This is a genomic window from Geobacter metallireducens GS-15, assembly GCF_000012925.1.
Classification (GTDB): Bacteria; Desulfobacterota; Desulfuromonadia; order Geobacterales; family Geobacteraceae; genus Geobacter; species Geobacter metallireducens.
In genome coordinates this window covers 912847-925243 of record NC_007517.1, presented here as the reverse complement: position 1 = coordinate 925243, position 12397 = coordinate 912847, and the positions used below count along the sequence as shown (strand labels likewise).

The window sequence follows — 12397 nt, the reverse complement described above, 5'->3', positions numbered from 1 at the left end:
ACCGCCAAGGAGGGAACCCATGAAAATCAGGCTGATTTCACTCGTTACGCTTGCGGCATTCACGTTGGGGGGCATCACGGGGTGCGTCACCATTCAGAAGGAACACGAGGGAGCGGCAAAGGGGGCAGGCTACGGCGGCGCCGCCGGCGCCCTGGCCGGTGCACTGCTGGCCGGAGAGGGTTCACGGACCAAGGGAGCCGTTCTCGGCGGTCTGGCCGGAGCGCTCATCGGCGGCGTCATCGGCAACTACACCATCGACAAGAAGCTCACTGCCGAGGAGACCGCCGCTAAGTACAACGTCCAGCCATCGTCGGGGACCATGGTGCGCCTCGAAAACGTGACCACCACCCCCATAACCGTGAACCCCGGAGAACGGGTGGAGGTCCAGACCACCTACGCACTCCTCACCCCGTCCACCACCGAGCAGGTAGGGCTGACCGAGTCCGTCGAAATCTACCACGGGGGTGAACTCGTCGGGAATCCCGAGGCCATGGTCACCCATGGCGGCGGCACCTACACCTTCACCATCCCCATCGTCCTCCCCAAAGACGCTAAGACGGGGAACTACCGGGTAATCTCCACGGTCAAGAGCGCCACGGCAAAGGATAGCCGCGAAACCAGCTTTACGGTGCGGTAGCCGCACCCCCATCCACGGAAGGAGGGAAAACGCATGATAGCTCTGACTGTCAACGGCACGCGGCACCAGGTGGACGTTCCCCCCGACACGCCGCTTCTCTGGGTGATCCGGGAGGTGATCGGCCTCACGGGAACCAAATTCGGCTGCGGCATGTCCCTCTGCGGCGCCTGTACCGTCCACGTGGAGGGGCGGGCGATCCGCTCCTGCGTCACCCCCGTGTCGGCCGTGGCCGGCAAGGAGGTAACCACCATCGAGGGGATTCCCGAGTCTCACCCGGTGAAGCAGGCGTGGATCGCCGATGATGTCCCCCAATGCGGCTGGTGCCAGCCGGGACAGATTATGGCTGCCACGGCCCTTCTGGCAACTAACCCCAAGCCCGACGATGCCGCCATTGACGAGGCCATGGAGGGAATCCTCTGCCGATGCGGCACCTACCAGCGCATCCGCCGGGCAATCCACCGGGCCGCCGGCACGCCGGCGAAAGGGGGTGCGTCATGAGCGGAATCGTCATCGTGAGCCGCCGTGATTTTCTGAAGGCAGGCATCGTTCTGGGGGGCGGGCTGATCATAGGGGTCCACCTGCCGGGAGGAACCGCCGCCGGCATGGAGCCCCCCCGCGAGACCTTCGCTCCCGACGCCTTCATCCGGATCGGCACCGACGATTCGGTGACGGTGATCGTCAACAAGTCGGAGATGGGCCAGGGGGTCTATACCGCGCTTCCCATGATCGTTGCCGAGGAACTGGAGGTGGATCCGGCCACCATCCGGGTTGAGGCGGCGCCGGTGACCCCGCCCTACAACCACGCCGAGTGGGGGATCCAGGCGACCGGTGGCAGCACGAGCGTGCGGTCCGAATGGGACCGTCTCGCAAGAGCGGGGGCAACGGCCCGGATGATGCTCGTGGCTGCCGCCGCCGAAACCTGGAAGGTGAAGCCTGGTCAGTGCCGGGCCGAAAAGGGATTTGTCCTCCATCAGGCCAGCGGCAGGCGCCTCTCCTACGGGAAACTGGCTGAACGGGCCGCCCGGCTGAAGCCCCCGGCGGAGGTGCAGCTGAAGTCACCCAAGGATTACAGCGTCATCGGCCGGCCGGTCAAACGGCTCGACACTCCTGCCAAAGTGGACGGCACCGCACTCTTCGGCCTCGATGTCGCCATACCCGGCATGCTCACCGCCGTGGTGGCGCGGCCGCCGGTCTTCGGCGCCAAGGCCATGAAGATTCACCATGACAAGGCGGAAAAGGTGCCGGGAGTGAAGAGGGTGATCCCCATCGATGCGGGGGTGGCGGTCATTGCCGAGAGTTTCCCGGCTGCCGTCAAGGGACGGGAGACCCTGGAAATCGAATGGAACGAAGGGCCCCTGGCAGGCCTCGACAGCGGCCGCCAGCGGGATGAGTACGCGGAGATGGCAAAACGCCCCGGAGCCGTGGCTGCCCGCCGGGGAGACCCGGACGCCGCGCTGAAGCAAGCAGTAAAGCGGATCGACGCCGTCTACGAGCTCCCGTACCTGGCCCACGCCCCTCTGGAGCCCTTGAACTGCGTGGCGAGGGTGGAGCCCGGCCGCTGCGACATCTGGACAGGCACCCAGATGCAGACCGGGGACCGGAACGCGGCGGCAAAGATCACTGGCCTTCCCCCCGAGAAGATAACCCTCCGCACCATGTTCCTGGGGGGCGGGTTCGGGAGGCGGGCAGTCCCCGATTCCCACTTCGTGCGGGAAGCGGTGCAGGCATCCAAGGCCATGGGCAAGCCGGTGAAGGTGGTCTGGACCCGGGATGACGACATCCACGGCGGCTGGTACCGCCCCACTTTCCATAACGAGCTCTCCGCCGGCCTTGACGCCGCCGGAATGCCCGTTGCCTGGAAACACCGGATCGTCTGCCAGTCCATCGCCATCGGCACCCCCTTCGAGAAGGGAATGGTGAAAAACGGCGTCGACGACACCTCCGTGGAGGGGGCCGCCGATTCACCCTACGCGGTGCCAAACTTCCTCTGCGACTACCACATGGCGCCGGCCGGAGTGCCGGTCCTCTGGTGGCGGTCGGTGGGGCATTCGGCCACCGCCTTCGTGAAGGAGAGCTTCATCGACGAACTTGCCCACCTGGCGGGGAAGGATCCCTATCAGTACCGCCGGCAACTCCTGGGGAAGCATCCGCGACTCGTGGGAGCCCTGGACCTGGCTACGGAAAAGGCTGGGTGGGGAAAAGCGCTGCCCGAGGGGCGGGGACGGGGAATCGCCGTCCATGAGTCCTTCGGGAGCATCGTGGCCCAGGTGGCAGAGGTATCGGTCGGTGCGAAAGGAGAAATCCGGGTGCACCGGGTCGTCTGCGCCGTGGATTGCGGCCGGTTCGTGAATCCCGGCATCATCGAGGCCCAGATGGAGTCGGGGATCGCCTTCGGCCTCTCGGCGGCCCTTCACGGAGCCATCACCTTCAAGAACGGCCGGGTGGAGCAGTCCAACTACCATGACTACCCCATCATCCGGATGAATGAGATGCCCCGGGTGGAGACCCACATTGTCCGGAACGGGGAGAAGCCGGGAGGGATCGGCGAGCCGGGAGTCCCGCCAGTGGCTCCTGCCGTGGCTAACGCCCTGTTCGCCCTCACCGGAGCCCGCCTGCGGACCCTGCCGATGACGCCGGAACGGGTTCTGGCTGCAACGGGCAAGACATGAACGTCGCCGCAATCCTTCTGGCTGCCGGCAAGTCGCAACGGATGGGACTCTGCAAACAACTCCTGCAGCTTGCCGACCGCCCCGCCGTGGCCCATTGCCTCGACACCCTCACCGCCGTCGGCTTGCAGGAGATCATCGTCGTGGTCAGCCCCGGTGGAGACGAGGTTGCCGCGGCCGTTTCCCGCTACCCCGTCGTGGTGGCCGTTAATGAATCAGACTCCTGTGACATGGCCGACTCGGCCAGAACGGGCCTTGCCCGGCTGATATCGGATCCGACGGGAGTTCTCGTGGCCCTGGCCGACCATCCCCTTGTCAGGCCCGACACGGTACGGGCCCTCGTGAACCGCCACGGAGAGGAGCCAGACGCCATCCTCATTCCGGTCCACGACGGTGCGAAGGGTCACCCGACCCTCTTCCCCGCCGCCATCCTCCAGGAGATTGGCCAGGTGGCCACCCTGCGGGACATCATCGGACGGCACCGCGACAAGGTTCGGCTGGTGCCGGTGGCCGACGAGGGGGTGGTCATGGACATGGATGTGTGGGAGGACTACCTGGCGATGGCGGAGCGGCTCAACCCGCCGGGGTGAGCTAGTGGGGTCGTTTGCGGGCAACAAAAAGCGGGACCCGGCAGTGCGCCGGAGTCCCGCTTTTTGTCGTGTGACCTCGGGAGAACGTTAGTCGTCGTATTCCCTGCCCCATCGGTCGGTGAACGTCAGGCGGCGAAGCCTGTTCTGGGACATAACCTCGTCGGTGATGGCATCGGCCTCCTCCGGGCTGAACCCGACGCTGGGCCTCACCCCCATCCAGTGGGAGGCATCGGTCGTGGGGTTGTCCAGGGGACGCGGCACCGGCGGTCCCGGCTTGTATTTGCCGTTCAGGAACAGGGCCGCCTCGTACTGGCGTGGCCGTTTCACGAGGCGCACGTCGACGAGGAATCCATTCTTTGTTTCTTTGGACAGAATCGAGTCCAACACGTCCATATCCCGCGGTACATCTGAAAATTCTGGCATACCTTCCCCCACCGTTCCGGTTGATTGACTGGAAAGCTGATGCTTCCCCCGGTTAACTATATCGGATTGCAACGCATTTTCTTGAGAAGAAATTCGCTCATTTCCTTGTCCACGGCGAGAATATGGAACTTGAGCCAGTCAATGAGCGTCTGGTTCACCCTGAGAACGAGGTCCCGAGTCGGGGCCGCGGCGGCCACCTCTTCCACAAAACGGTTGATTCGCCGCATGAATTCTTCGTGCTCGGCCCGGTGTTTCTCGTAGCCGGGATAGCCGTACTCTTGCTGCAGCTTCTCCTCGGCGGAAAAATGGGCCACCACGTACTGATCGAGGAAGCAGAGCATGGTCACCACCTCTTCCCGCTCCCCCCCGGCCACGCATGCGTCCAGAAGCTTATCCAGTTGCTCGAACAGCGCCTTGTGCTGGCTGTCAATTTCATCGATCCCCACTGCCAGATCATCGGTCCACATGCAGCTCTCCCTGAATTGAAATGTAGAACTTGGTTCACACAGCAAAGTATGGGCCATGACGACACCTCCTTCGCCGCCACGACATCAGCAGATGTCATCGCTGTTCAAGCATCACGAAACCGGCTGCGGGAACCGTCACCTGTATCGCCTGAACGGCATCGTTGATCCGCTGGACAGCGGTTGTTCCGCGTACCTGCCCCGGATCGGTGGAGTAGCGGTAGGCGAAGCGGTCACCCTCCCGGTGGAGGCTCCCGTCAACCAGCACCCAGGCGGTGCGGGGGGAGTCGGCATCGGTGTTGATGGCAAGAACCATCTCTTCGGTGTCAAAGATGCGGGACCAGGGGACCACCGAGCGAATCTCGCCCCCGATGACATAGGGAAGCCCGAAAGTGACCCCGTCCCCCGAGATCTCCCGCAGATACTGGCGCCCGCGCCGCAGGGGGAGCTTCTCCCGGCGCAGGGCGAGAATCTTCGCGAACTCGCGGTAGACCGGGTTTTCCTCGTCAAAAAATTGGACGCCCCGGGTTCTGAACGCGCCGAAAGGACCGCCGAACATGCACTCGCGCAGATACCGGTCATCGCCCCCCTCGCCGTCAAAGGCCTGCTCGGTGCCATAGTAGACGCAGGGGATGCCGAGGGTGGTCGTGTTCAGGGCCAGGGCGTTCAGCACGAGCCGGCGCCACTTGGGATCGCCGGCGCAGAAACGCTCCTTCTTGGCCCCCCGACAGACCTGGTCGTGGTCGTCGATGACCGTCACCACCTTGTCCCGGAACCAGACGTGGGACTCCTTCCGCACCAGGAGGGAGTTGCGGAAGAGGTTGAAGTAGTCGGCGGGGTTTGCCCTCCCTTTCACCAGGTCCTCAAGGCGCAGCGGAATGTCGTCCACGCCGAGTGCCGCGTTGAGGCCGGTGGTCGCCAGGGTGTTGAAGGCATTGTCGCGGCCGCCGGTGATCTCGCCGATGAGGTAAAAGTTCTCCTTGCCGATGGCCTGGGCGAACTCGTGGATCACCGAGGCGAAAAACCGGGTGGCCCCGGCACCCATGTGCTTCACCGTGTCGATGCGGTATCCGTCCACATCGGAGAGGGCAATCCAGTACTTGTAAACCTCGCAGAGGGCCAGGAGTGCCGGCGACGGACGGAAAGCATCAACCTCGCCCTCACCCAGGTGGATGTCCTTCAGGTCGAAGAAGTCACCGTCCAGGTATTCGTGGTAGCTGTCCCAATCCCGGATGTGGCCCATGCGGGTATAGGCGTTGGCCGCCTGAAGCTCCCGGGGCCAGACCGCGCCATCGGGCCAGGCATCGGGGTTGGCCTTGGTATCGATGGGGCCGAAGGGGAGGTTCGGCGTGCCGTCGGCGGAGCGAAACCCCGTCACCGGGTAGACGGTGGAGCCGTCATAGGGGGTATAGCCCCGGTCGTAGGCAAAGATATTGCCGGCGTGGTTCAGGATGATGTCGAGGATGACGTAGATGCCGTTGGCATGGGCAACATGGACCAGTTCCCGCAGGTCGTCGGCGGTGCCGAAATGGGGGTCCACCTCGAGGAAGTTCTGGATGCCGTAGCCGTGGTAGGTAGGGACGAAGGAGCACTGCTTGAAGAGGGGGCTGACCCAGACGGCGGTCACTCCCATGCGCTTGAGATACCCCATCTTGCTGGCTAGCCCCTTCAGGGTTCCGCCGCACCAGCGGCTCCCCGACTCGCGCCAGACGGCAGCCTCGGGCTCGGTGCGGATGGCATTCCCCGCGTCGCCTGGCTGGTAAAGGGGCGTTTCCCCCTTCGCGACCCGCCTCCCCCGGTTGTCGCGGTATCCGGTCTCCTTCCCGTCGGAAAAGCGGTCGAGCAGGAGAAAGTAGAGCACCTGGTCTTCCCAGGCCACGGGCGAAGGGTGAAACGTGCGATTCGTGAGGTTCTTGAGATCCAGTTCCGTGATCGATTGCGGTACCGTCATGGCGTCATCTCCCCAAGAGGAAAGGGGCGCCGTTCGCCGCGCCCCTTCCTGTGTCGTGTACCCTACGATATCTTCAGCACGATCTTCCCGAAGTGCTTGTCTTCTTCCATCATCCGGTGGGCTTCCACCACCTGGTCGATGGTGAACACCTTCTCGATGATGGGGACAATGGTCCGGTCGGCGAATTTCGGCAGCGCCGTTCTGGTGAACTCGGCAACGATCTCCCCCTTGTCCTTCACGGGGCGGGAGCGGAGCACGGAACCGATGATCTGCTGCCGCTTCACCATCATGAGGGCCAGGTTCAACTCCGCCTTGATGCCGCTGATGACCCCGATGATGACGAGGCGGCCGGCATAGGCCAGGGAGTTCATGTTGGGCGCCAGGTACTTGGCCCCCACATGGTCGAGGATCACGTCAGCCCCCTTCTTGTTGGTGAACTCCTTCACCGCCTCCGAGAAATCGGGGGTCTGGGTGAAGTCGATGACCAGGTCGGCGCCCAGTTCCTTCACCCGCGCCATCTTGCTCGGATGGGAGGTGACGATGATCTTCGTATTGGGAACCAGGGCCTTGCAGAGTTGAAGGCCGGCGGTATTTACCCCCCCGCCGCCGCCGTGGAGGATGACGGTGTTGTTGTCCTTGAGGCCGCCGATCATGAAGACGTTGAGAAACGCCGTGATGCACGATTCGCAGACGCAGGCCGCCTCCTCGAAGCTCATGGACTCGGGGATCCGCATCAGGTGACTGGCGTAGGCCACGGCATACTCGGCGTAGGCGCCGCCACCCACCAGCGTCATGACCCGGTCCCCCACCTGCCAGCCGGTCACGCCGGGGCCCAACTCTTCAACGGTGCCGGAAACCTCCAACCCCAGGATCTCAGAATCGCCCGGCGGAGGGGGATACTTCCCTTCCCGCTGCACCAGGTCCGGACGATTGATGGACGTTGCCACCACTTTCACAAGAACCTGCCCCTCCCCCGGTTTCGGCCTCTCAACCTCCCCCACCGTGAGCACATCGAGACCGCCGAAACCATTGAGCAGAACTGCTTTCATACGCCTTTTCCTCCTTGCATTGGATAGCTGACAAAATCAATCCGGCAACTCTAGCGAAGTGGCGGGATTGTGTAAACAGGAAATCCGGAGAGCGGTCATAATGCCCGGCTACCGCTTCAGGCGGAGGACGGGAATCTTCGCCAGAGCCCTTCCGCGCTTGTCCGGATCGGGGTTCAGCCGGACCGTGTCCATCATGAAGCCGACGGTTTCCACAAAGGCCAGGGCGTCCCGCACCACCTTGGCGCACTCGCCGGCATCCGCCGGCTGCTTCTCGGGAGAGTAGACAAGGGTGGAGTGGTCGGCGGTGAGGCTCCAGGCCACGTGGACTCGAAAACACTCTCTTTTTTTGAGGGCAACGATATAGGCGCCGCAGGGCTGGGGAGTGTGCCCCGCCGGGGTGATGTTGACCACGTTGAGGGAGTTGTGGACCTCGATAACATCCGCCGGGCCGTCGTACTCGATCGTTTCCAGCCCTTTGTCGAGACTGAACCCCACACCCGCCCCGGAGTCCCCTCCTCCACCGGCGGCGCCGAACGAAACGAACTCCTCCCCTTCCCCCATGAAGCTGAAGGGATCGGTTTGCCCTTCCGCAAGGACCTCTCCCACGACAGCGGCCACTTCATCGTCCCAATCGACCGACGTTGACGCCTCCGAAGCCGCTGCGGCCTCTCCTGTCGCGGCAATAACCGACTCCGGCTTCTCGGGCTCATGCTTGACCTGCTCCCCGTGGCCACGGCGCGCCGAAGCCGGGGGCTCTCCCTGGGAGGCAAGCCGCGTGACTTCAGCCTGAAGGGTCGAAACCCGCGCGGTGCTCGCCTGCGTAGCAAGGGTCTTCTCCGCCGCCAGCCGTTCGATTTCCCTCCTGAGGGTTGCCGCTTCGGCCTCGGCCCGGGCCAGGGCTCCCGCCATCTCGCCGCCCCCCTTCCGGGAGATAACCTGCTCGACGGCCTCCCGCTCGGCCACAAGAACCTCGACCTCGGCGGCCAGCCGAACGAGCCGGTCGACTGCCAGCTTACGGGCCGCCTCCTTCTCCGCCGCCCGTTTCTCGATCACCGCCTCCAAAGCGGCAATGTCCGCCGCGGCCTTCTTTTCGGCAGAGGCAATCTCGGCCGTCAGCCGCTCCGCCTCGGCTTCAAGCTCCTTGATCCTGGCCGCATTCCCCTTGGCGGCAGTTGCCTGTTCCGTGGCAAGGTCGGCCAGCCGCGTCGTGAGGGATTCAATCCGCTTGGCCGCTGCGCTTGCCCCCTTATCCCGCGCTGCGGCAAGTTTATCCACTTCCGCGCGTAACCGCTCTTCCTCCCGAGCGGTTTCCTCGCCGGCCTTGTCCTTCTCGGCCTTCAGCCAGGCAATCTCATCCCGCAGGGAAGCGGCAGCCGACGATCCCCCCTTCCCCAAGGCCTCCAACTCTCCCTTGAGACGTTCCACCGTGCTCCGGAGGGAAGCTGTTGCCTGGGCGTGCTCCTGGCCGGCCTCCTCCTTCTCCGCGGTCAAGCGCGCAATTTCACCCTGCAGGGCCGCTTCCTGGGCCGCCATGGCGGCGTCCTGCTCCTTCCGCTCTGCAAACAGACTATCGACGCGGGCCTTGAGCTCCGCAAAGCGCTCCCGCGACTCCCGCTCCGCTGCGGCCTTTTCGGCGGCAAGGCGGTCTGCCAAAGCCGTTGCTTCGCTCTCGTCCTTGGGCGAAGGTTTCTCTTCCCGCTTTTCCGCAGGGGGGGGCTCCTCCTTGTTCTCCTTCGGAGCCGCCTCTCTCTTTGCATCGCCGGGAGCATCCTTTGCCCCATCGGCGCTCGCCGGTCCCGTGGCGGACGGGCGGCGAAGGACCGGGATATCGCGGATGACCACTTCCCGCATCGCCTTGCCATAGCTGAGATTGACCTCCTGCATGGTGAACCCGAGCGACGTTGCGAAGGCCAGTCCTTCCTTGAGAAGCGGGAGATATGCCTCACCCACCGGGATACCCTTGGGCGAGGCAAAAACCCAGCGTCCCCTCCGGTCAGCGTGTTCAAGGACTACGTAGACACGGGTCAGCCCTTTGCGTTGAATGGCACAAACATATGCATTGCACGGGCGGGGGGATATCCCTTCAGGGGCTGCGGAGGCCGACCCCAATGAACGGTGGACGGCGGCGACATCGGCCTCCTCAGCCTCAACGAAAGACAGTGACGAATCATGGACAAACATGACAGACCTCTGGGAAGTTGGTGAAGTTGGTGACATTTTGGCTGCGGAAGGCGCAGGAGGGGTCGCGACCTTGGGAAGGACCCACCGACTACACTCTACCCGATTTTCCCGCCATGGCAAACTCCGGAGATGGAGAGGGTGGGGATAACAAGCTGCGGGGAAGGGATGAACCGGGAGAGAAGAACCGTCCAGGGACGCGCGTTACGGAATTTCGACGAGGAGGCCATCGCCCTGGAGGGCTTCCAGCTTCTTCTCGATGGACTTGCAGAGGATAATTTTACCGTCGTAGGAAGAATCGCTCTCGTTAACGATCATTACAGGGAAAATATCGAAAATTCCGTTCACCCTGTTGGTGATCTTCAGCTTCTTGAAGGCCTCCCTCTTGTAGAAGGAAGAAACCTGCCGGGCAGTGGCAGGCGTAAGGGCTGCCATGCCGAACTGTTCGAAGGAACTCCCCTTTGTCCCGTCAGCGAGATGGCATACCGCAAGCTCCAAGAGATCGGGAGCAGCTGCAGCGGGTTTCTGCCGCTCTCCCCGTGCAACAAGGTGCGATTCCAGCTTTATCTTTGCCACGTTGAGGGAAATGGCGAGCACCCCGAGGTTGACCTTTTTGGTGCAGAGCAGCAGTACAAAGGCATCCTGCAGGGGTTTAATGATAACCCTTCCGTCGCCATAGCGGAAATCAAGGAGCTCTGCCGGTCCTGTTGCGTCAAAGACTCCACGTGCGGAATCTGTTACGGCGGCCGTAACCCCCTCGATAATGGCTGAGTCGAACAGGGGAGGAAACGCACAGGCAATGGGATCGCCATCGCGCCCGCAGACGAGGCTTCCGATCACTCCCGGAACAGCATTGAGTTGTTGAAGAACTTCGTCCATCCGAATCTCGTACCCTGTCCCAGCCCGCTATTTCCTGCTCCCGAAGGTGGCGCGGATATCCGATTCCACCTGAGCAAGGGAAGTCTCTTTATTCACCGCAATGGAGATGTAGTGATTTTTCGCCTCAAAGAGGAGTTGCTGCTCCCCCTTTGCCTGAACGGCAGCGGATTTCACCCCGCCGAGGCCCAGCAGATCGCCAAGTCTGTTGCCGAGGCGCGACAGCTCACTCCCTTTTTCGGCAAGGGCCTTGGCCTCGGCGCCTTCGTCGTCGACCGGCAAACCGTCCTTCTTGAAAAGCACCGCATACCCAACTCCGGCGATTTGGAGCAGCCGTTCCGCGATAACGCTCATCCTCCGCTGGGCAGCCCCTGCTCCCTCTCCCTTCGGCCGCAGCCCCGCATTTTCCTCATCAATAATGCGGTGGGCCTCAAGGAGAAGATACGCGATGCTCTGCTGGATGGATCGCCCCGTAGTGGTCACCTTCGGCTGAACGGCAAAGCGCCCGCCGGGCCAGCGGAGGATCTCGTACAGGGCCTGCTCGCCTACCACGCCCTCCTGCTCCGCGTGGATGATCTCGCCGTCGCGGAAAAAAATCATCCCCTGCCGCTGCCGGTACTCCACCGAAATGGCGCCGGTAAAGCGGTTATGGCCCTTGAGCTGGATGACGTCGGTCAGCGGAAGACCGGCGATCGATCCTTCAAAGCCGCTCTGTTTTTCCGGTCGTGATGATTCGGCCATCATGGCGCTATCCTCATCGGTGGAATATTACCACCTTTCGACAAGCACATTTTATGCCTCGACATTCAAATGGGCTGCACATGACATACCTTGCAGTCCCGTATGATTACAAACTGTAATTCGCCCCCAATAAATCTGAAATGACAGAAGCCACAGGAAAAGCGGTTCGTGATTGCCTCTGAGTGATGGATATTGGCGTTCGCTTCCTGATTATGGCAATATACACAGGTATCCTGCGGATTCGCGTCGGCAAAGACGTAGCCCAGGGCATTGTGATTCCGGGGAAGGGTGGGGCTCAACCGGTTATGGATCGAGCCGGACTTGACCCGGTCGATGAAAGCCTGGCGCGCCGCCGAGTACTGGGAAAACTGCGGTGTCGTTGAGTACCGGGCGTAGAATTTCTCATAGGGACCGGACGACACTTGATCTGGAAACCGGGAATCGACAATAACCCCCCCGTGGCATGAATAACATCCAGCAGGATATCTGACCGGGTCTGCTATGTGGCAGTCGAGGCACGCCGGCCCCGCAGCCCCCCCGCCGGCCCCGAGAAAGCTGCTTCCGTGGCAGACGCGGCACTGGATCAGTTCGTCTTCGCCGTAGGTGGCGTTGAAGGTGGCTTGCGTAGCCGACGAAATTACCCGAAAGGTTACCATCTCTATGATCTTCTTGGGGTGCGTCGTGACCCACGTGCATTCGTGGGCGTTGACCGACGACGGTGCGTCCGGGTTCGACGCATTGAGCCCGCCGCCACATCCCGCCAGTACCATGGCACAGAGGAAAATCCCGGCCGTTAGCTTCAGCTTGGCTTGCATACTCATA

The 12397-nt window shown here is 62.8% G+C and carries 12 protein-coding genes; 4 read left to right on the top strand and 8 right to left on the bottom strand.

Annotated features, from left to right (window positions below):
• Positions 1-19 precede the first annotated feature (19 nt).
• From GMET_RS04200 to GMET_RS04185, 4 genes are read left to right on the top strand one after another with little or no spacing between them, the layout of a single operon-like run.
• Positions 20-637 (top strand): glycine zipper 2TM domain-containing protein, encoded by a 618-nt coding sequence (locus tag GMET_RS04200; RefSeq protein WP_004512983.1) that lies wholly within the window; start codon positions 20-22, stop codon positions 635-637.
• Between the two features lie 33 nt (positions 638-670).
• Positions 671-1135, top strand: coding sequence for a (2Fe-2S)-binding protein (locus GMET_RS04195; RefSeq protein ID WP_004512982.1), 465 nt, complete (start codon positions 671-673; stop codon positions 1133-1135).
• On the top strand, positions 1132-3306 hold the full coding sequence (locus GMET_RS04190) for a xanthine dehydrogenase family protein molybdopterin-binding subunit (protein WP_004512981.1): 2175 nt from the start codon (positions 1132-1134) through the stop codon (positions 3304-3306). Before GMET_RS04195 ends, GMET_RS04190 begins: the two co-directional genes overlap by 4 nt.
• Positions 3303-3893 carry a nucleotidyltransferase family protein gene (locus GMET_RS04185; protein ID WP_004512980.1) on the top strand — a complete coding sequence of 197 codons (591 nt, stop codon included), beginning with the start codon at positions 3303-3305 and terminating at the stop codon, positions 3891-3893. Before GMET_RS04190 ends, GMET_RS04185 begins: the two co-directional genes overlap by 4 nt.
• Positions 3894-3980: 87 nt before the next feature.
• On the opposite strand, the gene GMET_RS04180 is transcribed toward GMET_RS04185, so the two are convergent.
• The 8 genes from GMET_RS04180 to GMET_RS18125 form a co-directional block, all read right to left on the bottom strand.
• Entirely contained in the window at positions 3981-4316 is a 336-nt protein-coding gene (locus GMET_RS04180; protein ID WP_004512979.1) for a hypothetical protein, read from the bottom strand.
• Between the two features lie 56 nt (positions 4317-4372).
• The gene (locus GMET_RS04175) at positions 4373-4783 is read right to left on the bottom strand and encodes a bacteriohemerythrin (RefSeq protein ID WP_004512978.1); all 411 of its coding nucleotides are present in this window, start codon (positions 4781-4783) and stop codon (positions 4373-4375) included.
• Between the two features lie 94 nt (positions 4784-4877).
• On the bottom strand, positions 4878-6731 hold the full coding sequence (locus GMET_RS04170) for an alpha-amylase family glycosyl hydrolase (RefSeq protein ID WP_004512977.1): 1854 nt from the start codon (positions 6729-6731) through the stop codon (positions 4878-4880).
• A gap of 62 nt (positions 6732-6793) precedes the next feature.
• Entirely contained in the window at positions 6794-7780 is a 987-nt protein-coding gene (locus GMET_RS04165) for an NAD(P)H-quinone oxidoreductase (protein WP_004512976.1), read from the bottom strand.
• A 108-nt stretch (positions 7781-7888) separates the two neighbouring features.
• Positions 7889-9730, bottom strand: a complete 1842-nt coding sequence (locus GMET_RS04160) for a hypothetical protein (protein WP_238378973.1) — start codon at positions 9728-9730, stop codon at positions 7889-7891.
• 432 nt (positions 9731-10162) lie between these two features.
• The gene (locus GMET_RS04155) at positions 10163-10837 is read right to left on the bottom strand and encodes a roadblock/LC7 domain-containing protein (protein WP_004512974.1); all 675 of its coding nucleotides are present in this window, start codon (positions 10835-10837) and stop codon (positions 10163-10165) included.
• Between the two features lie 27 nt (positions 10838-10864).
• A complete protein-coding gene (locus GMET_RS04150; RefSeq protein ID WP_011365729.1) occupies positions 10865-11578 on the bottom strand; it encodes a DUF4388 domain-containing protein in 714 nt (237 codons plus the stop codon).
• A gap of 62 nt (positions 11579-11640) precedes the next feature.
• Positions 11641-12396, bottom strand: coding sequence for a hypothetical protein (locus GMET_RS18125; protein ID WP_049756788.1), 756 nt, complete (start codon positions 12394-12396; stop codon positions 11641-11643).
• Between the last annotated feature and the right edge of the window lies 1 nt (position 12397).